21 protein-coding genes are annotated in these 24,171 nt (G+C 40.2%); 13 read left to right on the forward strand and 8 right to left on the reverse strand.

The genetic code is table 11. From position 1 onward, the window contains the following. Positions 1-433: 433 nt before the first annotated feature. Both LV92_RS07050 and LV92_RS07055 read left to right on the forward strand, forming a co-directional pair. A complete protein-coding gene (locus LV92_RS07050; RefSeq protein WP_111622995.1) occupies positions 434-1,423 on the forward strand; it encodes a ribonucleotide-diphosphate reductase subunit beta in 990 nt (329 codons plus the stop codon). 132 nt (positions 1,424-1,555) lie between these two features. After that, positions 1,556-4,027, forward strand: coding sequence for a ribonucleoside-diphosphate reductase subunit alpha (locus tag LV92_RS07055; RefSeq protein ID WP_111622914.1), 2,472 nt, complete (start codon positions 1,556-1,558; stop codon positions 4,025-4,027). Between the two features lie 483 nt (positions 4,028-4,510). Here LV92_RS07055 and LV92_RS07060 read toward each other — a convergent pair whose 3' ends face one another. The 3 genes from LV92_RS07060 to LV92_RS07070 all read right to left on the reverse strand — a co-directional run bounded on the left by LV92_RS07060 (position 4,511) and on the right by LV92_RS07070 (position 7,896). Next, entirely contained in the window at positions 4,511-5,425 is a 915-nt protein-coding gene (locus tag LV92_RS07060; RefSeq protein WP_111622915.1) for a hydroxypyruvate isomerase family protein, read from the reverse strand. 111 nt (positions 5,426-5,536) lie between these two features. After that, positions 5,537-6,184 carry a gluconate 2-dehydrogenase subunit 3 family protein gene (locus LV92_RS07065; RefSeq protein ID WP_111622916.1) on the reverse strand — a complete coding sequence of 216 codons (648 nt, stop codon included), beginning with the start codon at positions 6,182-6,184 and terminating at the stop codon, positions 5,537-5,539. After that, positions 6,184-7,896 (reverse strand): GMC oxidoreductase, encoded by a 1,713-nt coding sequence (locus tag LV92_RS07070; protein WP_111622917.1) that lies wholly within the window; start codon positions 7,894-7,896, stop codon positions 6,184-6,186. The genes LV92_RS07065 and LV92_RS07070 overlap by 1 nt, the downstream gene beginning before the upstream one ends. A gap of 136 nt (positions 7,897-8,032) precedes the next feature. Here LV92_RS07070 and LV92_RS07075 point away from each other — a divergent pair, with 136 nt between their 5' ends. Genes LV92_RS07075 through LV92_RS07090 form a run of 4 tightly spaced genes read left to right on the forward strand, consistent with a single transcriptional unit; the run spans position 8,033 to position 11,878 of the window. After that, a complete protein-coding gene (locus LV92_RS07075) occupies positions 8,033-9,022 on the forward strand; it encodes a sugar phosphate isomerase/epimerase family protein (protein ID WP_111622918.1) in 990 nt (329 codons plus the stop codon). Positions 9,023-9,033: 11 nt separating this feature from the next. Beyond that, on the forward strand, positions 9,034-9,477 hold the full coding sequence (locus LV92_RS07080) for a DinB family protein (protein ID WP_111622919.1): 444 nt from the start codon (positions 9,034-9,036) through the stop codon (positions 9,475-9,477). A 16-nt stretch (positions 9,478-9,493) separates the two neighbouring features. Then, entirely contained in the window at positions 9,494-10,723 is a 1,230-nt protein-coding gene (locus LV92_RS07085) for a nucleoside permease (protein WP_111622920.1), read from the forward strand. A gap of 18 nt (positions 10,724-10,741) precedes the next feature. Continuing rightward, positions 10,742-11,878, forward strand: a complete 1,137-nt coding sequence (locus LV92_RS07090) for a Gfo/Idh/MocA family protein (RefSeq protein WP_111622921.1) — start codon at positions 10,742-10,744, stop codon at positions 11,876-11,878. A 72-nt stretch (positions 11,879-11,950) separates the two neighbouring features. Here the strand turns inward: LV92_RS07090 and LV92_RS07095 are convergent, their stop codons facing one another. Continuing rightward, positions 11,951-12,412 carry an ASCH domain-containing protein gene (locus LV92_RS07095; RefSeq protein ID WP_111622922.1) on the reverse strand — a complete coding sequence of 154 codons (462 nt, stop codon included), beginning with the start codon at positions 12,410-12,412 and terminating at the stop codon, positions 11,951-11,953. 61 nt (positions 12,413-12,473) lie between these two features. Then, positions 12,474-14,177: a GMC oxidoreductase gene (locus LV92_RS07100; RefSeq protein WP_111622923.1), complete on the reverse strand. Its 1,704-nt coding sequence runs from the start codon at positions 14,175-14,177 to the stop codon at positions 12,474-12,476. Between the two features lie 144 nt (positions 14,178-14,321). On the opposite strand from LV92_RS07100, the gene LV92_RS07105 reads away from it, so the two are divergent. The 7 genes from LV92_RS07105 to nadD all read left to right on the forward strand — a co-directional run bounded on the left by LV92_RS07105 (position 14,322) and on the right by nadD (position 19,635). Then, a complete protein-coding gene (locus tag LV92_RS07105; RefSeq protein ID WP_111622924.1) occupies positions 14,322-15,374 on the forward strand; it encodes a sugar phosphate isomerase/epimerase family protein in 1,053 nt (350 codons plus the stop codon). Positions 15,375-15,391: 17 nt separating this feature from the next. Continuing rightward, positions 15,392-16,174, forward strand: coding sequence for a 3-keto-disaccharide hydrolase (locus tag LV92_RS07110; RefSeq protein ID WP_111622925.1), 783 nt, complete (start codon positions 15,392-15,394; stop codon positions 16,172-16,174). 13 nt (positions 16,175-16,187) lie between these two features. Further along, complete coding sequence (locus tag LV92_RS07115; protein WP_245946287.1) at positions 16,188-17,024, forward strand: 3-keto-disaccharide hydrolase; 837 nt, start codon at positions 16,188-16,190, stop codon at positions 17,022-17,024. Beyond that, positions 17,025-17,402, forward strand: a complete 378-nt coding sequence (locus tag LV92_RS07120; protein WP_111622927.1) for an SdpI family protein — start codon at positions 17,025-17,027, stop codon at positions 17,400-17,402. 114 nt (positions 17,403-17,516) lie between these two features. After that, entirely contained in the window at positions 17,517-18,374 is an 858-nt protein-coding gene (locus LV92_RS07125; protein WP_111622928.1) for a YicC/YloC family endoribonuclease, read from the forward strand. Next, the gene (gene gmk, locus LV92_RS07130) at positions 18,374-18,964 is read left to right on the forward strand and encodes a guanylate kinase (RefSeq protein ID WP_111622929.1); all 591 of its coding nucleotides are present in this window, start codon (positions 18,374-18,376) and stop codon (positions 18,962-18,964) included. The genes LV92_RS07125 and gmk overlap by 1 nt, the downstream gene beginning before the upstream one ends. An 83-nt stretch (positions 18,965-19,047) precedes the next feature. Continuing rightward, the gene (gene nadD / locus LV92_RS07135) at positions 19,048-19,635 is read left to right on the forward strand and encodes a nicotinate (nicotinamide) nucleotide adenylyltransferase (RefSeq protein ID WP_111622930.1); all 588 of its coding nucleotides are present in this window, start codon (positions 19,048-19,050) and stop codon (positions 19,633-19,635) included. Position 19,636: 1 nt separating this feature from the next. Here nadD and LV92_RS07140 read toward each other — a convergent pair whose 3' ends face one another. From LV92_RS07140 to LV92_RS07150, 3 genes are all read right to left on the reverse strand, one after another. Then, positions 19,637-20,350 carry a DUF6503 family protein gene (locus LV92_RS07140; RefSeq protein ID WP_111622931.1) on the reverse strand — a complete coding sequence of 238 codons (714 nt, stop codon included), beginning with the start codon at positions 20,348-20,350 and terminating at the stop codon, positions 19,637-19,639. Positions 20,351-20,375: 25 nt separating this feature from the next. Next, positions 20,376-22,646, reverse strand: a complete 2,271-nt coding sequence (locus tag LV92_RS07145; RefSeq protein WP_111622932.1) for an inorganic phosphate transporter — start codon at positions 22,644-22,646, stop codon at positions 20,376-20,378. A 72-nt stretch (positions 22,647-22,718) separates the two neighbouring features. After that, positions 22,719-23,924 (reverse strand): porin, encoded by a 1,206-nt coding sequence (locus LV92_RS07150; protein ID WP_111622933.1) that lies wholly within the window; start codon positions 23,922-23,924, stop codon positions 22,719-22,721. Positions 23,925-24,171: the final 247 nt, after the last annotated feature.

Raw genomic sequence — 24,171 nt, forward strand, 5'->3', positions numbered from 1 at the left:
GCCGTAAGCTTAGTTTTTTTAGCAATGATTGCCATTTCGGTATTTATGATCTTGGCCGCATTATCTCTCTAATTTTTTAAACTTAAATTAAAATAGGCAAAAGGCAATTTCGGATATGACCATACAAACCAATGGTTGGTTTTTGGTAATGACGTGTATAAACCAAAGAGTATGTTTTTTATATACTTTTTGGTTTATTTTTTTGGGTTAATATTTTCGAGAAAACCGTTCGTCTTTTTTTCATTTTGCTTGGTACTACAAAGGTAATGAACATCACTAGCGAAGTAACATTTCAACATTTTGTGTTAAAAACTTTGTGGTTAATAATGAATAATGGGCTTTAGTTATTGGGCGTATTTTGCAATCTTTGTTATCTCCTATCGAGGGCAAATTTTCGCCTAAGTTTAAGAAACCCTATAAATCTAAAAAAGATATGTCAGCAGCTATAGAGCCGATTCTGAAAGAAAACCTTAACCGATTTGTTATTTTCCCTATCAAACACCATGATTTGTGGGATTGGTACAAAAAGTGTGAGGCTAGTTTTTGGACTGCTGAAGAGATTGACCTGCATACGGATCTTAATGATTGGACCAACAAGCTGAATAGTGATGAGCGTTATTTCATAAAACATATTCTAGCGTTCTTTGCTGCTTCCGATGGTATTGTGAATGAAAATCTAGCAGAGAATTTCGTAAGTGAAGTTCAATATGCCGAGGCAAAGTTCTTCTACGGTTTTCAGATAATGATGGAAAATATTCATTCGGAAACCTATTCTCTCTTGATCGATACATACGTAAAGGATGAAAAGGAAAAAGATTTGCTTTTTAATGCTATAGAGAACTTTCCGGCAATAAAGAAAAAGGCGGATTGGGCTTTGAAGTGGATAGAGTCTCCAAGTTTTGCGGAACGCCTAATTGCCTTTGCGGCAGTGGAAGGTATTTTCTTCTCTGGTGCATTTTGTTCTATATTTTGGCTTAAGAAAAGAGGGTTGATGCCCGGACTTACTTTTTCCAATGAACTTATATCCAGGGATGAGGGGATGCACTGTGATTATGCAGTTCATCTACACAACAAACATCTTGTAAACAAGGTCCCCAAAGCTCGAATTACTGAAATTTTAGTGGATGCCTTGAACATAGAAAGGGAATTCATTACAGAATCACTTCCAGCTAGCTTAATAGGGATGAATTCAAAGTTGATGACTCAATACTTAGAGTTTGTAACGGACCGTTTGTTGGTGGAGTTGGAATGTGACAAAGTTTACAATTCAACCAATCCGTTCGACTTTATGGACATGATTTCCCTACAGGGTAAAACCAATTTCTTTGAAAAAAGAGTGGCTGAATATCAAAAGGCCGGGGTATCGAACAACAAGGATAAGGACGACGATTCGCAGAAAATCAGTTTCGACGCGGATTTTTGAGAAGTAGTAGTATAGTAGAAATCCCCTTTGGGTTATAAGGGGATTTTTATGCGATTAATTTGATATGTTAACGTTTTTAACATATTGGGCCATAACCCATAATTAAGTATCATTTAAAAAAATTGTAGCAACATGTATGTAGTAAAAAGAGACGGAAGAAAAGAGCTGATGATGTTCGATAAGATCACGGCTAGAGTAAGAAAATTGTGTTATGGCCTTAATGACCTGGTGGACCCATTAAAGGTTGCCATGCGGGTAATTGAAGGGCTATATGACGGGGTAACTACTTCGGAGCTGGACAATCTAGCTGCGGAGATTGCGGCTACAATGACTACCTCCCATCCAGATTATGCAAAATTGGCGGCCCGTATTTCCGTTTCCAACCTACATAAGAACACTAAGAAATCTTTTTCGGAAACGATGAAGGATCTTTATGAATATGTAAATCCTAGAACAGGAAAAAAAGCACCTTTACTATCCGATGAGGTTTATGAGGTTGTTGCCGCGAATGCGGATAGGTTGGACTCTACCATTATTTATAACCGGGATTTTGGCTACGATTATTTCGGATTTAAGACTTTGGAACGTTCCTATCTTTTGAAACTTAATGGAAAGATTGCCGAAAGACCACAGCATATGCTTATGAGGGTGTCCATAGGGATTCATTTGAACGATTTGGATTCGGCCTTGGAGACCTATGAGTTGATGTCCAAAAAATTCTTTACCCACGCTACACCTACCTTGTTTAATTCAGGGACCCCAAAACCACAAATGTCCTCCTGTTTCCTTTTGGCAATGAAGGACGATAGTATTGATGGTATTTATGATACGCTAAAACAAACTGCAAAAATTTCGCAATCCGCTGGGGGAATAGGTCTTTCCATACACAATGTACGGGCCACAGGTTCTTATATTGCCGGTACCAATGGTACTTCCAATGGTATTGTACCCATGTTGCAGGTTTTTAACGATACCGCAAGGTACGTAGATCAGGGCGGAGGAAAGCGTAAAGGTAGTTTTGCAATCTATGTGGAACCATGGCATGCGGACATATATGATTTCCTGGACTTGAAGAAAAATCACGGAAAGGAAGAAATGAGGGCCAGAGACCTTTTTTATGCCATGTGGATTCCGGATTTATTTATGAAAAGGGTAGAGGCTAATGAAAATTGGACCCTAATGTGCCCTAACGAATGTCCTGGACTTTTTAACCATCATAGTGAGGAATTTGAGAAGTTGTATTTCAAATATGAAGCAGAAAACAAAGGGCGTAAAACGGTTAAGGCCAGAGAGCTTTGGGAGAAAATTTTAGAATCCCAAATAGAGACAGGTACTCCGTACATGCTTTACAAGGATGCCGCGAACAGGAAAAGTAACCAACAGAATTTGGGTACTATTCGCTCGTCCAACCTTTGTACTGAAATAATGGAATATACCTCGCCTGATGAGGTGGCAGTTTGTAATTTAGCTTCAATTGCGCTTCCGATGTTTATTAAGAATGGGGAGTTTGATCACAAGGAGTTGTTTAGGGTTACAAAACGCGTCACCAAAAATTTAAATAAGGTTATAGATAGGAATTATTATCCGATCAAGGAGGCCGAAAATTCCAATATGCGCCATAGGCCTGTTGGCTTGGGGGTTCAAGGATTGGCAGATGCCTTTATAATGTTGAGATTGCCTTTTACCAGTGACGCGGCCAAGGAATTGAACCAAGAGATTTTTGAGACTCTTTATTTTGCTGCTGTTACCGCTTCCATGGAAATGGCAAAAGAGGAAGGCGCTTACTCTTCCTATGAAGGTTCGCCAATATCCAGAGGAGAATTCCAGCACAATTTGTGGGGTGTTAAGGATGAAGAGTTGTCCGGTAGATGGGATTGGGCAAAATTGCGCAAAGAAGTGAAAAAGTGCGGAGTTCGCAATTCCTTATTGGTAGCTCCAATGCCTACAGCTTCCACCTCGCAAATATTGGGGAACAATGAGTGCTTTGAACCATATACTTCCAATATATATACCCGTAGGGTTTTGTCCGGGGAGTTTATTGTAGTGAATAAGCACCTATTGGAAGATCTGGTGAATCTTGGACTTTGGAACGAAAATATGAAGCAGGAATTGATGCGTGCCAATGGTTCCGTTCAGCATATTGAAAATATTCCTGCCGAGATTAAGGAGCTGTACAAAACGGTTTGGGAATTGAGTATGAAGGATATTATAGACATGTCCAGACAACGTGGATATTTCATAGACCAGAGTCAGTCCCTTAACTTGTTTATGGAAAATGCAAATTATTCAAAACTGACTTCAATGCATTTCTATGCCTGGAAGAGTGGACTTAAAACAGGAATGTATTATTTAAGGACCAAAGCGGCGGCAGATGCCATTAAATTTACTTTGGATAACAGCAAGAAGCAGGAAGTACCTGAGGTTGCAGAAGTAGAAACTACGGTAGTAGCGCCTGCTGTTGCCAAGACCATTAAGGTGGAAGCTACTTCCGCCAATCCACAGGAGGTGGATGTCCAGCCTATGACGGCCGATGAGATGAAGGAATTGATCTCTAAGGCAAAGGAGGGTCAGGCTGATGACGATTGCTTAATGTGCGGCTCCTAAATGGCTTATAGAGCCTAGTTGAGAAACAAAAAAATCCCCGAAGAACTCTTCGGGGATTTTTTTGTTTATAGGAAAAGGGAAATATAGAGAATGACTCCTCCCAATTAATATAGATTAAGATATTCCTATCTATTGGAGATATAAGGTTTTAGTATAAACGCACATAGGAACGCTATACAATAAATTGCTAGAATTGTGATGTAATTATCCATTTTGCCCCGTATTAAATGCCTTGTAATTATATACGATGGAAATTTAAAAATGGACTATAATTATCTCAAAAAGAAGAATATAACATGATATACCATTTTCATTTTTTAAAATGATGATGATATATTATTCGACCTAGGACGAATAGTATCAAGTAAATCGCTATGGTGTAAAAATAAAGTTCCATCTTGTTTCTTTGACGGGGAAACAAGATGGAAACTTTCTAAATGCAACGTTAAATTAGCGGCATTAAAGCCTTAAAAGGAATTTCGACTATAAAAAATTGTCTTCTGATTTATAGGCATTTATTACGGCCATTTCACCTTCTTTGTCCGGTCTGGAATTACCGTGTTCCATGCCCAGAACGCCTTTAAATCCTTTACTGTGTATATACTTGAATACATTTTTGTAATTAATTTCTCCCGTAGTTGGCTCTTTTCTGCCTGGATTGTCCCCTATTTGTATATAGTCGATCTCATCCCATGTAAGTTCCATATTGTGGATTAAATGCCCTTCGGTTTTCTGCATATGGTAGATGTCGAACAATATTTTGCAGGATGGACTGTCCACGCCTTTACAGATCATATAGGTCTGATCGGAATTTTGCAAATACAGATCGGGAGAGTCGGATAAGGGTTCAAGTACCATTACCAAACCGTGGGGTTCCAAAATTTCTGCTCCCCTTTTTAAAGCTTCAATAACATTGCCATCCTGAATACCGATAGGCAGCTTCCTTTCGAACCCACCGGGCACTACGGTCATCCATTTGGCATTGACACGTTTGGCCACCTCTACGGCTCTCTTACATCCGTCCAAAAAGATATCAATGTACTCCTGTTTACCTGCAGCTAAGGTGTTGGCCATGTTGCCTCCCTTGTCTATCACAAAAACACCCATGGTCATACCACGTTTAGCCAAGGTTTCGCCAATTTTGGTTTGGGTTGCCACATCCCTTCCCATCATCCCGTTATCTTCAAAGGCCGTAAACCCTTGGTCGGCCATGAAGTTTATCTGGTCAATAAGATCTTCGCCTGCAAGATTTTTGAACATTCCAAAATGAGGGGCGTATTTTAAGTTGAACGTATGTTTCGTATCTATGTTAGTGTTGGCCCCATAGGCTAAAGAACCTCCTAAGGTAACCGCACCGCTGGTTAGGGCAGTTTTTTGTATAAAATCTCTTCTTTTCATTTTTTGGATATGGTTGGAATATTTTAATAAAACAATGCTAAAAGAACCGAAATGCCTTTGGCTATCACAGTCCTTTTAGCTTTTTCTCAGATTTTTGATAACTGTAATTATTTATAGGGACCAAACTTTTCCCCCGGTCAATTCCTGAAGGTCTCCGCAGGCGATAAATTCACCTGGTACTGGCAAATAGGGCAATACATTTTCTCCTACAAACTCGGATGATTTATAGCCCCAGATTGCCAGACCTCTTAAATTATTGGCGAAGGCAAATCTTGACACATCATCATCCAAGGTGGCTGTTTGACCAGTCTTAACGGCTTCAGTATATGAATTTATTACCTTAAAGTTTTTGGCTTGATCCGCTTTGGAAATTTTAAGGGCACTGGCAAGGACCGGTTCCAAATCTTCGGGGGTCAGGTCTGCAATTTCCTTTTTACCAGAATCCTGCAAGGCCTTGTCCGTAAATTTCCCCATGGTCATCTTTAAAAGATCCTGTTGTTCTTTTTCCATAACCTGATCTGCAAAACGGTCAATAAAGATATGGACCTGAACTTCGGACGCTGATGGCGTATCTGTCTTGGGTATTATAATATCAACCAAATGTGTTAGAACAGATCCTTCGGCAGATGTTAAAAAATCCGGAGTCCATACAATTGCAGCGTCTTTTTTGCAACTTTGGACGATGCTGATCAAGGTTGGGGTGGCTACAGTGTATCCTAATGCCAGCCCCATATTCTTTAGTGCTTTTCTTCTATCCATTATATATTTCCTTTTTTAAGTTCTTTTACCGCATGGTCGGCGGCCCTGGCAGTGAAGGCCATGTAAGTCAATGATGGGTTAACACAACTGGCCGAAGTCATAAATGCCCCATCGGTAACATAAACATTGGGTACATCGTGTAATTGATTGTTGCCGTTGAGTACGGAGGTTTTTCTGTTGCGTCCCATTCTGGCCGTACCCATTTCGTGTATGCCCAGTCCTAAACCGGTTGGGCCATCATGTCCTTTAACATCGCGCAATCCAGCTTTTTCCAACATTTCTACAGCAGATTCCTGCATGTCCTTACGCATGTTGAATTCGTTTTCCTGCAAATCGGCGTCAAAGGTTACCGTGGGTAATCCCCAACCATCCAATTTGTCGTAATCCAAGGTCATTCTGTTATCTTCGTAAGGGAGTACTTCCCCAAAACCACCAATTCCCATTCTCCAACCTCCTGGTTTAAGTATATTTTCCTTAAATTCTTTTCCGTAAGAGAGCTCTGCAACCGTTTCTTCCCAATTGCCTCTGCTGGCTCCACCCTGATAACCAAAGCCACGCTTGTAATCTTTTCTATCGGAAGCACCACCTAGGTTCCTAAATCTTGGAATATATATTCCATTAGGTCTTCGGCCTTTGTAATATTTGTCTTCGTAACCATCAAATTTACCGGAAGCACCAACTCCAAGATGGTGGTCCATAATATTACGTCCCAATTGATCGGAGTCGTTGCCCATCCCATTTGGGAACCTATCAGATTTGGATTGCATTAGAATAGAGGTCGACGCTATGGCCGAGGCACACAAGAAAATTACCTTTGCTTTAAATTCATGTGTTTCCTTGGTCAACCTGTCTATAACCTTTACCCCAGTAGCCTTCTTGGTATTGGGATCGTACATTACTTCATGTACAATGGAGTCCGTACGCAACGTCATATTTCCTGTTGCTTCCGCAGCGGGGAGGGTAGATGATAAACTACTAAAATAGCCTCCAAAAGGACATCCCCTGATACATCTATTTCTGTATTGACATTTGGTACGTCCGTCAAAATTTTTGGTCCCCGTAATATGGGCAACCCGGCCTATGGTAACGGCACGGTCGTCAAAGCCTTCAGTCACTTTGTTCTTAAAATGTTCTTCTACACAATTCATTTCCATGGCCGGTAGAAAATCGCTATCGGGCAATTGCGGTAAGTTGAGTGCCTCCCCACTAACGCCGATAAAATCTTCCACTTTTGAATACCATGGGGCAATATCCTTATAGCGCACCGGCCAATCAACTGCAATTCCATCCTTTAGGTTAGCCGTAAAATCGATGTCGCTCCAACGATAACTTTGTCGTCCCCATGTTAGGGAACGCCCACCTAAATGGTAACCTCTCATCCAATCAAATCTTCTTATTTCATTATATGGATGTTCCAGATCATTAACAAACCACATTTTGCTTGCCGCATTGGTAGTATATCCCGTTCTATTCTGTTTAGGCTGTTTTTCAATATCTTCCCTAGTAGGTTCACCAGCATTCGGTAAATCCCAAGGATCTAGATTGGCCGTCTCGTAGTCTTCGATGTGTTTTACCATTCTTCCACGTTCCAGAACTAGGGTTTTGAGTCCTTTTTCACATAATTCTTTGGCGGCCCATCCTCCGCTAATGCCGGTACCTACGACAATTGCATCATAAGAATCCTGCACTTCATTGTTATTGAACTTGCTCATTTATGAAATTGTTTATTTAATAAATATATTAAATATAAAATTAATTTTTTACATTTAAACCCTATATATATTAATACTATGACACTATAACGTTATAGTAATTGTTAATTCTTGGATTTAATCTCAAAACTTAAAAATGAATCAAAAAAATTTAAAAACCAAAGGGATCAAGGTGGTTTTGGTTGCCTTGTTAATGGGTGTGCTGTCTTGTAAAGAAGCCCCTAAGGAGCAGCCCAAAGATGTGGATACCGCTGAAGCAACCATGAAAGCCAAGGAACCTTTTTTTAAATTGTCATTGGCCCAATGGTCCATTCATAAAATGATACGTGAAGATGGAGTTGATCCCTATACATTTGCGGAAAAGGCCAAGAAGTGGGGATTTACTGGACTGGAGTATGTAAGTCAATTATATAACCCGGAGTTGGAAAAGGCCAACTATTCGGAGGAGGCAATGGCTGCTTTTGTTGAGAAATCAAATGCGGAAGCAAAAAAGTATGGGTTAGAAAATGTGTTGATTATGATCGACGGCCAAGGGAATTTGGCCGTAAGTGATGAGAAAGAGAGAAATGAAACTGTAGAAAAGCACAAGCGTTGGGTAGACGCTGCTGCGGCAATGGGATGCCATGCAATTCGGGTAAACCTGAACGGAAGTAGTGTACCCGAGGAATGGAAAGTGAATGCTGTGGACGGACTTACCAAGTTGGCAACTTATGCCAAAGGCAAGAACATTAATGTTTTGGTCGAAAACCATGGGGGATTGTCTTCCAACGGTGTATTACATGCAGAAGTGATGAAAGCTGTAAATATGGATAATTGTGGAAGCCTTCCTGATTTTGGAAATTTCTGTATTACCAGATCCAAGGATGGCTGTGCCGAGGAATACGACAATTATAAAGGCATAGCGGAATTAATGCCATATGCCAAGGCGGTAAGTGCTAAATCCCACGATTTTGATGCAGAGGGCAATGAAACTAAATTGGATTATCCCAGAATACTCAAAATAGTTAAGGATGCTGGTTATACCGGCTTCATAGGTGTGGAATACGAAGGTAGTATTTTGAGTGAGGAGCAAGGAATAATTGCTACTAGGGATTTATTGATAAAAGCTGGTAAGGAACTTAATTAGCATTATATTTTATGAAGGCTTTTTTCAATCAGCTGTTCGATTATAACTTTTACTGCAATAAGAAATTGATTGAAGAGTGCCAAAAGCTGGAGAATGTTCCAGAAAGGACTACTGAGCTCTTCAGTCATATACTAAATGCGCACCATATATGGAATGCCAGAATTCTTGGTAAAAAAGTGGAATACGGTGTATTTCAGTTACAATCGTTAAAAGATTGGGGCGACTTGCATTATGAAAATCAAAGAAGCTCTTTTGAAATAATCACCAATGTGGATAGTTTTGAAAAGCGCTTGGATTACGAGAATACCCAGGGAAGGTTGTTTACCAATACTATTCAGGATATGTTATTTCATATCATTAACCATTCAACCCATCACAGAGCCCAGATTTCAGTTGATTTTAGAAACAACTCCATTGAACCCCTGGTTTTTGATTATGCAACTTATAAGCGATAAACACACCTGCTAGACCGTGAATATAAAGACCAAAGTTCAGTTGTCCTTTATGATGTTCCTCGAATTTTTTATTTGGGGAGGTTGGTTTGTAACACTAGGCACTTTTTTGGGACAGAATCTCAAAGCCACGGGGGCAGAATCGGCAATGGCATATTCAACCCAATCCTGGGGAGCCATAATTGCACCGTTTATAATAGGTTTAATAGCGGACAGATATTTCAACGCGGAGCGCATTTTGGGAGTACTTCATCTTTTGGGTGCGGTTATGATGTATCAAATGTATATGGCCGTTGACTTTGCTGGTTTCTACCCCTATGTACTTGGATACATGATTCTCTATATGCCAACTTTGGCCTTGGTGAATTCAATCTCCTTTAGCCAAATGAAAAATCCTGCTAAGGAGTTTTCTTTTGTGAGGGTTTTTGGTACTATTGGTTGGATAGTGGCCGGACTAATAATTAGTTTTGTGTTCCTATGGGATTCCGAAAGCTCAAGGGAACAAGGCCTTTTGAAAAATACTTTTTTAATGGTGGCTATTGCATCAGCTGTTATGGGGATTTTTAGTTTTACTTTGCCCAAAACACCTCCCAAGGTTAAAACGGATGAAAAGGTATCCATTTCAGACATTTTGGGGTTGGATGCCCTAAAACTCTTAAAGGATAGGAATTTCCTTATTTTCTTTCTCTCATCTATTTTAATTTGCATTCCATTAGCCTTTTATTACCAGAATGCCAATCCTTTTTTGTCAGAGATCGGAATGGAAAATCCCACAGGTAAAATGACCATTGGCCAGGGTTCGGAAGTTTTGTTTATGTTGTTGTTGCCATATTTCTTTAAGAAATTTGGATTTAAAAACACCTTGATTTTCGGTATGTTGGCTTGGACCATTCGATATTTCCTATTTGCTTACGGAAATGCCGGAGATTTGGCCTTTATGCTAATATTGGGGATTGCGCTACACGGTATTTGTTATGATTTTTTCTTTGTTTCCGGACAGATTTATACGGATTCAAAGGCAGGGGACAAATTTAAAAGTGCGGCCCAGGGGTTGATAACCTTGGCCACCTATGGTGTTGGAATGTTGATCGGGTTTTGGGTGGCCGGAAAAATAACGGATAGTTATATAATTGGCGAAGGTGTACACAGCTGGAAAGATATTTGGACATTTCCTGCTATTTTTGCTTTAGGGGCAATGGTGCTGTTTGCAATATTTTTTAAAAGCGAAGAAGTAGAGTATAAAGAGTAACTTAGGAATAAATAAATTATGAGCAAGAAAATTAGATTAGGAATTTTAGGAGGTGGAGGAGACTCCCTTATAGGGGTGTTGCACAGAGTGGCATCGCAGATTAATGATAATTACGAAATTGTTGGTGCAGTTTTCAACCCAGATTTTGAGGCAAATGTTGCTTTTGCCAAGGAAATAGATGTTCCTACCAATAGGATCTATAAGGATTTTGATACCTTGGTGGAAGAGGAATTGAAACTTCCAAAGACAGAACGTATACAGGTATGTTCTGTGCTTACCCCAAACTTTTTGCATTTTCCTATGGCAAAAAAGTTGTTGGAAAATGGGTTTCACGTAATTTGTGAAAAGCCCATGACCACCACCTACGAGGAGGCTAAAATATTGCAGGCTACCTTGGAAAAGGCCAAGACCGTTTTTGCGGTTACCCATACATATACGGGATATCCTATGGTAAGGCAAATGAGGGAAATGATTAAGGCAGGTGCTATTGGGAAAATACATAAGGTGGATGCACAGTATTATCAAGGGTGGATCAACTCCATTATCCATGACAAGGCCAAACGTTCAACCGTTTGGAGATTGGATCCTAAAAAGGCCGGTATCAGTTCCTGTATGGGAGATATAGGGGTGCACGCCTTTAATATGATCGAATATACTACGGGATTGACCATAAAATCAATTTTGGCAGATTTCAACTATTTGTACGAGGATAACCAAATGGATGTAGACGGTACGGTATTGATCCGTATGGACAAACACGTGAAAGGGGTTATTCGTTCAAGTCAGGTTGCTACCGGAGAGGAGAACGGATTGTCAATTGCCATTTATGGCGAGAAGGGCGGACTAAGATGGGAGCAGGAAAATCCCAATTACCTTTATGTGCTTAGCGATGACAAACCGCTTCAGGTGTATAAGCCGGGCCATGCCTATAATTCCAAGTTGTCCCTAAATGGAACTAAATTGCCTCCAGGACATCCCGAAGGTATTTTTGATTCTATGGCCAATATTTATTTGGGTGTTGCAAGGGCCATTCGCGGAGAGAAATATAACGATGGGGAATTCCCTACCATGATGGATGGTGTTCGTGGGCTCGATTTTATAGAGAGCACAGTTGAGTCCAACAAAAAGGGCAATGTTTGGATCAATTTAAAATAACACAGGATATAGTGTAATAAAAAGGGCCGCAATTGCGGCCCTTTTCTATGGAAGTTGTTTAAGTCCTTAAGACTATCCGTAAACCTTGTCAAATTCAACACAGACCACGATCATACTATCACGGGGCACACGTTTAAAAGGTGCCAATTCACGTAAAAAATAATCCCAGTGGAATTTTTTCCAATGTTCCAGACTTTTATCCCCTAAGCCGTCCAATAGTACATACTCTTTGGTAATACTAAAAAATGGCTTCAGTTTTACAGCAGTTGTCCTAACGATACATTTTGAATTGCCATTCCAATCGGTAAGGACTGTAAAAGCTCCTATTTTAGGCAGTGGTTCCTTGCGGTTTTGAAGTCCCAAAAGGGAAAATGTCGCAGCTTTCTTAAGGTTTTTAAGCACTAGATCCACTCCGTGGTCCGCATCTTCTTCATTGTCACTGAAATGAATCACTTTAGGTGCTTTTTCAAAAGCAAATTCCAAGTGGGCGTCCAAAAAATCACCCCACATATTTCTAGCCGAAGCATTGTCCATTCTAATTAGGTCTAATATTTAACAGTAACGGTAAAATACATTAATTATTTCTCGAATGATGTTATGAAAATTTACCGTCTTTCAATTGTTTGGCAGCATGATTTGCAGCCCTGGCCGTAAAAGCCATATAAGTCAATGACGGATTTACACAATTGGAGGAGGTCATAAATGCACCATCGGTGACATATACATTGGGAACCAGATGCACTTGATTATTTTTATTCAAGATTGAAGTTTTGGGATCATGCCCCATACGGGCGCCGCCCATTTCATGTATTCCCAATCCTGGATAGGAAGATTCCTCATAGGATTGTACATCCTTAAATCCTGCCGCTTCAAACATTTCTATAATAACTTTTATGATATCCTTGCGCATATTCATCTCGTTTTCCTTGAACTCAACGTCAAAGGCCAATTGTGGAAGCCCCCATTTATCTTTTTCAGTAGGGCTTAATGTAACCCTGTTGTCGTCATATGGCAGGAATTCTCCAAATCCGGTAACACCGATAGTCCAATGACCGGGCTTTAGAATACTTTCTTTGAGTTCTTTACCGAATCCCAACTCCCCAATATTTTCTGACCAATCGCCTCTACTGGCCGTGCCTTGAAATCCGAATCCACGAACATAGTCATTACGCTTGGTCTTTTCATCCATATTTACGAATCGGGGAATATAAAAACCATTGGCGCGGCGACCTTTATAATATTTATCCAAATACCCATCTACTTTGGCAGTTGCCCCTAATTTATAATGATGATCCATGATACCTCTACCTAAGGCATCCGAGTCATTTCCGAGACCGTTGGGAAAGCGTTCGCTTTTTGATTGTAATAATATACCAACAGAAGCCATGGCTGAAGCACAGAGAAAAATTACACGGGCCTTGAACTCCATTTTTTCGTTGGTCTCCGCATCTATGACTCTTACCCCTGTCGCTCTTTTTGTTTTATCATCATAGATGACTTCGTACACAATGGAATTGGGCCTGAGCGTCATATTACCAGTTCTTTCGGCGGCCGGCAAAGTGGATGAATTGCTGCTAAAATAGCCTCCGAAAGGGCAGCCGCGCCAGCATCTATCTCGATTTTGGCACACTCCTCGACCTTCAAAATTTGCATTTGGATCCGTAATGTGTGCAGTCCGGCCAATGGTCACCAAACGACCATCATCAAATTTTTCTTCGATTGATTTTTGAAAGTCCTCTTCTACACAATTCAATTTCATGGGGGGTTGAAATTTGCCATCTGGCAATTGTTTTAGCCCGAGGGCTTGACCACTGACCCCTATATATTCTTCAACTTTGTCATACCATGGTGAAATGTCCTTATACCTAATAGGCCAATCAACGCTGATGCCTTCTTTTTTATTGGCTTCAAAATCAATATCACTCCAACGATAACTCTGTCTGCCCCATGTTAGAGAACGCCCGCCGACCTGATATCCCCTTATCCAATCAAATCGTTTGGTTTGAACATAAGGGTGATCCAAATCGTTTACAAAGAAATGCTTGTTGCTCTCATCTGGCGCCCAATTCAACCTACTTTGTATGTGATATTTTTCTTTATCCGATTTAGATAATTGACCTTTTAAAGGGTAATCCCATGGATCATCGTTCATTGTGGGATAATCCTCGATATGCTTTACCATTGGTCCTCTTTCCAGCACCAAAGTCTTTAACCCATTCTCGCAAAGTTCTTTAGCTGCCCAACCTCCACTAATACCGGTACCTACAACAATGGCATCAAACATTTCACTCTGATTCATTCTATATTTCTTGTTTTAATTCTGATGCTTTTCCTATATTTATAACTTCGCATTTGTAGGCATAGGCTACAAACATTAAATATAGGATTTTTATCCTGAATGTTAACAAAGGTTATTTTCAATTACAATTAATAAAAAATCAAAATGAAGACAATTAAAGGGCCCGCAGTATTTTTAGCACAATTTGTTGATGAAAAAGCACCATTCAATTCATTGGATGGTATGTGTAAATGGGCATCCGATTTAGGATATAAGGGAATACAAATACCTACCTGGGTAAATTTTCTTATCGATTTGGATAAAGCTGCTGAGAGTCAGACCTACTGTGATGAATTAAAGGGAAAGATAAATTCCTATGGACTGGAAATTACAGAGCTGTCCACACATTTACAAGGACAATTGGTGGCAGTGAACCCCGCCTATGACCTTATGTTTGATAATTTTGCGCCGGATAAAGTGAAGAATAATCCAAAGGCCCGTACCGAGTGGGCAATTGATACTGTTAAAAAAGGAGCTACTGCGAGTCGTAGGCTCGGGCTAAAGGCACATGCCACTTTCTCGGGCTCCCTTCTATGGCATACCGCCCACCCTTGGCCTCAAAGACCAGCAGGATTGGTGGAAATGGGCTTCGAAGAGTTGGCAAAAAGATGGTTGCCCATCCTAAATCACTTTGATAAGGAAGGTGTAGATGTATGTTACGAAATACACCCTGGAGAAGATCTTCACGACGGGGATACTTTTGAGCGTTTCTTGGCTGCTACCGGTAACCATAAACGAGTTAATATTTTGTACGACCCAAGTCATTTTGTACTTCAGCAGCTGGATTATATTACTTATATAGACCATTACCACGAATTCATAAAATCTTTTCACGTTAAGGATTCGGAATTTAACCCAACAGGCAAAAAAGGAGCCTTTGGTGGTTTTAATGATTGGGGTGACCGGGCAGGTAGGTATCGTTCGCTGGGGGATGGACAGATAGATTTTAAGTCCATCTTTTCTAAACTTACTCAGTACGGCTGTGATGTTTGGGCGGTAATGGAATGGGAATGCTGTATAAAGAGTCCGGAACAAGGAGCTAGGGAAGGAGCCAAGTTTATCCAGGACCATATTATTGAGGCCACTGAAAAAACCTTTGACGATTTTGCCGGTGCAGCTATAGATAAAGCAGTATTGAAGAAAATATTAGGACTATAAAATCAATTAAAAGAGAAATGAAAAAATTAATTTTTAGTGCCCTTATAGCTGTCATGGTTATGGGATGTAAAGAGAAGACAGATAAAAAAGACATGGACGTGGATTCCGATCCCTTGGCCAACTCCGAAAAAGGAACTCCACCCCCGCCCCCACCAGCTTCAATTGAGGGAGAATGGCAGGTGTTATTTGACGGGTCCAATTTCGATGCCTGGAAAAGATATTTGGAAGATGGCGTTGGGGATGCATGGAAGATAGAGGATGGAGCCATGGTATACTACCCGCCAAAGGAGCGCAAGAAAGGTGAGAAATATAATTTAGTGACCAAGGAAGACTTTACCAATTTTGTACTATCCATAGATTGGAAAATCTCTGAGGGCGGAAATAGTGGTATTTTTTGGGGTGTTAAGGAAGTGGAAAGTCTTTCTGAAGCCTACCATTCCGGGCCGGAAATACAAGTGTTGGACAATGAAAAACACCCTGACGCAAAAAATGGACCTGTAAGACAGGCAGGGGCTTTGTATGATATGGTTGGTCCTAGTGAGGATGTTACCAAACCTGTTGGGGAATGGAATACCTGTGTTATCACAGTAAACCATAAAACCAACAAGGGAAATGTAGTCCTAAATGGTACGGAAGTGGCTTCTTTTCCAGTTCATGGAGAGGAATGGGAGGCTATGATCGACAAGTCTAAATTTAAGGGGTCTGAGCATTTTGGAAAATATAAGACTGGAAAAATAGGATTACAGGATCATGGGGACATAGTGTCCTTCAGAAATATTAAGATAAAAACATTGGACTAAATCGTTATTGGATATGCCTATGAAAATGAGATCTATTTATGTCCCGTTAATATTGTTCTTGGCATTTGCGTGCAAGGAAAAAGTTAAAGTGGATCCGTTGGAGCCAAAAGACACAAAACCAACTGATGAAGTGTTGGTGGTACACGGTGAATACTCCGGTACGGAACCTACTAAACCGGAAGAGACCGAATTTTATAAACCGGTGCCCCCAGTAGTAAATCCGCATGATCCCATAAAAAAAGTTCCCTCTGATGCTATTGTGCTTTTTAGCGGGGATAATTTGGATAATTGGATAAGTTCAAGAGACAGCACGGCGGCCAAGTGGATCGTGAACAATGATGGAAGTATGACCGTTAACAATAAGACTGGTGATATACAAACGGTTCAGAATTTTGGAAGTATACAGTTGCATCTGGAATGGAAATCTCCAGCAGAAGTTCAGGGAAAAGGGCAAAGCAGGGGTAATAGCGGGGTCTTTTTAAATGGGCTGTACGAGGTTCAGGTCTTGGACAACAATGATAATGACACCTATGTAAACGGACAAGTGGGTTCTATTTACAAGCAGCACGTACCGCTTGCCATGGCATCTGTGCCCACAGGGGAATGGAATACCTATGACATTATTTATCATGCCCCGGAGTTCAATGATGAAGGGGATAAAATTAAATCGGGAACAGTAACGGTTATACATAATGGGGTACTGGTTCAGGACAATGTTGAAATTAAGGGAACCACCCCATATATAGGCTGGCCCAAAAACCCGGCCCACGGTAAGGGTCCTTTAAAGCTTCAGGACCATGGGGACAATAGTAGGGTAAGTTACAGGAACATTTGGGTTAGGGAGCTTTAGATGCAATGGGGTTTTTTCTTTGGAGCTACAGCTCCCGGTCTACTATTAATGATTTTTGGTTGGTACTATAGGGCATTCCCACCCAAAAGGATCAATTTTATATATGGCTATCGCACCTGGAAAAGTATGAGGAACCAGGAGACATGGGATTTTGGAAACAAAATTGGAGCCAAAATGATTTTTTATTTGGGCATGTCCACGCTAATAGTAGGTACGGTGGCTTATTTCATTTCCCCCCCCCCCCCTTGGTCCTTAGGTATTTACGGTTTTTTCTTGGTTGTTGCTGCCTTTGTAGGCATATTTTGGTGCGAACAGCAATTATCGGATAATTTTGATAAAAATGGGAGGCGAGTAAATAGCGAGGGCAAACCCGATTAGGGAAGTGTTCAATTAAGTATTAAGAGCCTTAATGAATGTCTTTGCACTGTACTTGACTATTGAAGAATACAAACCTCAATTTTATTTACCTTTGACAAAATTTAAAAATAATTTATGATCCAATCAATGACAGGGTTTGGGAAGCATGTAATACAACTTCCATCTAAAAAAATTACCATTGAAATCAAATCCCTCAACAGCAAAAGTCTCGATTTAAACGCTAGAATACCTTCCACCTACAGGGAAAAGGAATTGGAATTGCGCAGGACTATTGCAGGCTCATTGGTCAGGGGCAAGGTAGATTTTTCACTTTATATTGAAAATACTGGTGCTGAGACCTCTTCGGAGGTAAACGAAGTAGTGGTAAGGCAATATATGAAGCAGTTGGGACATATTGTTTCCGGGAATGAAATGGGTCTGTTGGAAATCGCAATGCGCATGCCCGATACCATGAAAACGGAAAGGGAGGACATTGATGAGGAGGAATATAAGGTTATTAAAGAATCATTGGACGAAGCGCTAAAGGAAATAAATATTTTTAGAACGGAAGAAGGAAAGGTTTTGGAAGCCGATTTTGAGGCCAGAATAAGCGTTTTAAAGAGTTTATTGGAACAGGTGGCACAAATGGACCCTGATAGACTTCTAACGATAAGGGAGCGTCTGGAAAAGGCTGTTGCGGACTTAAAAGCCGATCTGGATACAAACCGATTTGAACAAGAGCTTATCTATTATCTTGAGAAATACGACATCACGGAAGAGAAAGTCCGTTTACTAAATCACCTGGATTATTTTGCCACCACCCTTAAATCGGACGACTCCAATGGTAAGAAGCTGGGTTTTATTAGTCAGGAAATAGGAAGGGAAATCAATACCATAGGATCCAAGGCAAATTTTGCCCCTATGCAACAGTTGGTGGTGCAGATGAAGGATGAATTGGAAAAGATCAAAGAACAAATGCTTAACGTTTTATAATGAAAGGAGGAAAGCTAATTATTTTTTCTGCCCCTTCAGGCAGTGGAAAAACTACTATAGTCAAACACTTATTAAATCAGCCGGAACTCAATTTGGCTTTTTCCATTTCTGCTACCTCAAGGCCCAGGCGTGGCAAGGAGAAACACGGCGAGCATTATTATTTTATGACCTTGTCCGAATTTAAGAAACATATTAAGGATGATGACTTTCTGGAATGGGAGGAAGTCTACAGGGATAATTTCTACGGGACTCTAAAAAGTGAGGTAGACCGACTCTGGGCCGAGGGCAAGAACGTAATTTTTGATATAGACGTGGTCGGGGGCTTGCGAATAAAAAAGAAGTTTCCTGACCAAACCCTTGCGGTCTTTGTAAAGCCTCCCAGTGTAGATGAACTTAAAATTAGGTTGAAAAAGCGCAGTACGGAATCCGACGATAAAATAAACATGCGGATCGCGAAGGCCTCGGTTGAATTGGCTACGGCCCCCCAATTTGATACTGTAATAAAGAATTATGATTTGGATACTGCATTAAACGAGGCACATAAGTTGGTAGCGGATTTTATAGGCGTTGAAATGAAGAATAAAATTTAGGCCGATATTAATCCCTACAAGTCTACTCCGCCAAATTAAAATTAAAATAATTCATTGAAAAATGATGCAGAATCAAGTTTCTCATGAATAAGAAAATAGGCCTTTATTTCGGTACTTTTAATCCAATTCATATTGGGCATTTGGTGATTGCCAATCATATGGTGGAATTTTCCGACTTGGATGAGGTCTGGTTTGTGGTTACACCACAAAGTCCGTTTAAAACCAAGAAAAGCCTACTGGACAATCATCATCGTTATCAGCTGGTAGCCGAAGCTACCTTGGATTACCCCAAATTAAAACCGAGCAAAATAGAGTTTGATCTTCCCCAGCCCAATTATACGGTGAATACCTTGGCTTATTTACTGGAAAAATATGAAGACAAACATGATTTCTGTTTGATAATGGGGGAGGATAATTTAAAGGGGCTGCATAAATGGAAGAACTACGAGCTAATTCTGGAAAACCATTACATTTATGTCTACCCAAGGATTTCTGAAGGAGAAGAAGTGCATCAATTTAAAAATCATGATAAGATTCAGCACGTTGCCGCTCCAATCATGGAAATATCCTCAACCTTTATTAGGGCGCAACATAAATTGGGGAAAAATATAAGACCTATGCTTCCGGAAAGAGTCTGGAAATATATGGATGAAATGAATTTTTATAGATAGGTCATTGGGGAGTTTTACTCAAAATATCCGTTCCTAAATATTGATCGTTTTTGTTATAGTACCACGCCCTGACCTTGGGCATTTTAACATTGTTGATCATCTCTTCCCCTGATAATACAATGTATTCACCGTCATTTTTGGATTCATCATGGAAGAATTGATAAGCTTCCATGGCATAGCTGCTAGGATCAAAATAGAAATACCAGGTATCCCTTCCCACTTCCTCGGAATAGGTTATTTTTAATGTAAGATATTCTTTGTCCTTAAAGGTTTTGGTCTCAACAATTGGGTCTACAAGGGTTCCCGGATCTTTTAATTTCATAGGAAGACCATAGAGATAGGTGTAGTAGTCCCTCATTTTTTTGGCCCGTTCACAAGAGATATTATGGGATGCCCTATCCTTTTCAGAAATTATGGCTATACCATCAATTTTCAAGATGCATGAATCCCTAACCATACCCTGTTCTATGGTTTTCCCATCCTTATCTGTGGTTAACTTAAAGGTGGATGCGGGCAGGTCAATGTTGAGCTGGCTTATTCTTTTATCCCCTTTAGGCGATTCCATGATAACTGTAAAATCACTTTTAAAAGAGTGCCAGTTGTCATTGGGGTCATGATATTGAATCGCCTTATCTAGAAGTTCAGATCCAGATATCTCCTGTCCCAAACTTCCTGAGGCAAAGGAAAAACAAATCATTAACAATAAGTACCTCATGCAGTCTTAGTAATTGCCATGAACCCTATTGGACTTCCAATTTGGCAGGTGTTACAGTACTATCGTGCTCGTTGTAATAAAGTTCCAAAAGGTTCATGGTAGCATTAATAAAATCTTTTGTCTCCAAAAGAAAGGTAAAGTACAAAGTAGTATTTTTTGGACTGGATTCTTCAGTACGTGTCCTAGCGATCTGTTTTTCTATTTTTTGAGAAACCATATCCAGCAGTTCTTGTTTGCTGGCAAAAATTACCCCAATGCGTTCAAAAGAGCGGGTTTCAAATGCAGCCTTTGTGGCACTCAGCAATTTCTGTAGTTCCAGATCAATTTCCTTTAACTCTTTTATCTGATTGTATTTTAACTTTTTATGGTTATTGTGGATGTGCTTATGGCTTATCTTGTTCAGATATTCCAAGGATTGGGCCATGTCCTGCAGATACCCTAATATATTAATATAAAGATTACTGGCCCCAACACTGGCCTCATCCAAATTCTTAATAAAATAGAAAATGTGGTCTCTTAATTCGTCTATTTCATCGGAAAGCTTTCCTACCCCTTTTTTGTTCTTTTTCAAGAGCTCGAGATCCTGTTTGGCAAGTCCGTCTATGATGTGTGTATAAATTTTGTTACTTCTTTTTGCCACATTGGAAATGTTGTCTGCACTTTCTTCTATCACCCCTTGGATAGAGCTGCTTTCAGCCTTTCTTAAACTGTCTTCTGCCCTAATTTCCTTGGATTTTTTGTTATGTGAAATGTAATTTCTTACAAGTAACAATATTGCGATCAATAATAGAATAGCTACCATGGAGGGGACGTGAATATTGATGAGAGCCACTATAACCGCTGCCGAAACAAAAGCGATGATGGCTGTAAAGAACCAACCTCCAATTACGTTCAATACCCCTGCAACACGGTAAACGGCACTTTCGGCGCCCCAGGCCCTATCGGCCAAAGAAGAACCCATTGCCACCATAAAGGTTACATAAGTGGTAGACAAAGGCAATTTATAGGATGTTGCCAAAGAAATCAATACCCCTGCAACCATTAGGTTTACCGAGGCCCTTACCATATCAAAGGCAGGCATTTCAAAAGTTTTATCCTTGGATAAGGCTATAACAGGCTTCTTAAATTTAGCATCTATTTTCTCCTGCAGGGCTTTTGGCATAAGTGCGGTTGTTACCGCAGACAACATCATTGCGGACCGCACTATTCCTCTTGAAAGAAAATTTGGTTGAAAGCGTTCCTTGGATTCACCTTCCCTGGACAGATTTATTTCTGTTTGGGTTACATAACGTGCCTTTTTGGAAAACCAGAGGGTAAGTACCATGACCATTCCTGCCACAAAAAGTAAAATAGTTGGAGTTGGAACTTTTTCCGCAAGCACGGTCATACTAAATTCGTTTGCGGGGATACCTGAAGCCTGCCATGCCTCGAAGGACTGCCATGCTGCAATGGGTACACCAATGAAATTAACAAGATCGTTACCAGCAAAGGCCAATGCCAATGCAAAGGTGCCTACAATAATTATCAGCTTGTAAACATCGTATTTTAATACTACCGAGATGATATAGGATAATAGGGTCCAAAGAACTAGACTGCCAATAATAATCGTGGAGGTATTGTTTTGTATATATACAATAACGTCGTCACTTACAAAAGTTGCGCCTTTTAATCCTTTGATAAGTATGAAATAAGTAATTGCAGTTAAGGCTATACCCCCGAAAAGAGCCCCAAATACTTTAGCCTTTTTTCTAAAGTCGAATGAAAGAAGGATACGGGATACATATTGGACCAGGGCCCCAACTGAAAAGGCAATTACAACGGACAGCAAAATGCCCATTATAATTTCGGTGGCTTTTGAGGTGTTTATGTAGTTGTAGATGTCGATATAATCACCTCCGCTTGAGGCAATTTTAATAAAGGACATGGCAACCGAGGCACCCAAAAGTTCAAAGACTATGGAAACTGTAGTGGAGGTGGGCATCCCTACCGTATTGAAAAAATCCAATAACAGGATATCGGTAATCATAACGGCCATAAAGATGACCATAATCTCGGCGAACATAAATTCCCCTGGATGAAAAATTCCCTTACGGGCCACTTCCATCATTCCACTGGAAAAAATGGCACCTATGGCTATACCTAAACTGGCCACGATCATAATGGTCTTAAACGAAATGGCTTTGGAGCCAATGGCGGAATTCAAAAAGTTTACGGCGTCATTGCTAACTCCGACTACTAAATCTGCGATTGCCAAAAAGGCAAGGGCAATTATCATTAATAAATATAGATTGTCCATTATCTTATAAAAATAGTTTGCAAATATCTAAAGTCTCTAAGTTCGTAACGTTATCTTAAGGTTATATTTTCACTAAAAATGTACGTCCAATTGTAGTCTGTACATCAATGCATCAGCGCCATTTTCAACAGAAAGATAACTAATATCTGTTTGCACTTTTAATTTGTGGCCTACAATATATTTGGAGAGTCCCAGGGTGTATTGATTTTCTAGGTTTTCTCCGGTAATGTTTTTATCCAGTTCTACATTTGTGTATCTCCCAGAAATCTCCCAGTTGCTGTTAAAAAGATAACCGGTTTGCAGATTTAATCCATGGCCCACCTGAACCACCTCTCCGGTCAGGGAGCCGTCGATATTTCGGGCAAAGGGGTCTTGAGCATCCCTATAGGCGTATTCTCCCATGAAAGAAAATCCGTTATATTTAAAAACGGCATCGAGGAACAAGGTGTTGATATCGGTTTTGTGAAAACCGAAATCGGTTTCCATATAAGTTCCTTGGCTACCCCTGGTCCTTACCGCATTAATATTAAGGTTGTAAGTAGCCGCCAACATTAGTTTTGGGGATTTTTCCCTTTTTAAATCGCTTCCGCTGTAGTCGCCTCCGCCTTTAAATTCACCAAATGGAAGTAATTCCAAACGTCCGCTGTATTGGTGTCCACCTAGATTTCCTGTGGTGACGTTTCTACCTTCGCCTTGTGAAATGGAGAATATTTCCCGTACCAAAAAGGTATCAGTTAGGTAGGTCAAGTGCCTAAGTTGAATACCCATATCCCTGTCCAAGGTAAACTGGCCATTAAGGAGGGATCTATCTACCAGTTGAAGGTTGCCCGAGGAAATAACCCTTTCAACATTTCCGGGAAGTTTGGTCTGGCCTACCCAAAGTTCAAAATTTTCATAAAAATTCCACATGACCACGGCATCCAATATATATCTTGGTGCGTCGCTTGTATATTGCGAGCCACCAGAAATATCCCTATTGGATAAACCCAATTCAAGTTTGTAGCTAAGTTTGGGGGAATATACAAAACCATCAAATTTTAATCTGGCCCTTCTTATGAGAGCATTGAAATCTGGATCCGTATATTCACCGTTTGAATTTTCCGTCCAAGTGGTACTGCTCAAAAACTGCATTCTGGTAGCAATCTTTGCACTCCAGGTACTGTCTTTGCCCATTAAATTAAAAAGACCTTGCCCAAATTCAGGGGCATTGGGTTCCTGAGAATAGGATACAAAAAGTGAGCACAATGCAAGCCCTAGGGCTAAGCATTTCATTTTCATAATGTATTAGTTTTTGTCGAGTGCAAAGTACCAACACATATGTTAAGTTAATGTTAATCTATAAACAATTTTATTTTAAATGAAAAAAGCTACCTTGGCCAGAGGTAGCTTGAGATTTCAATTATATAGTCGACAAAAACTAATATTTTAAATGAAACCAACTCAGTCTTAAGACAAACGCTAAGATGGGGATATGGATTGAATTCATTGTAATCCTAAGATTAATTAATCGTTAAAATTGAGTTGT

This window comes from Arenibacter echinorum (assembly GCF_003259375.1).
Classification (GTDB): Bacteria; Bacteroidota; Bacteroidia; order Flavobacteriales; family Flavobacteriaceae; genus Arenibacter; species Arenibacter echinorum.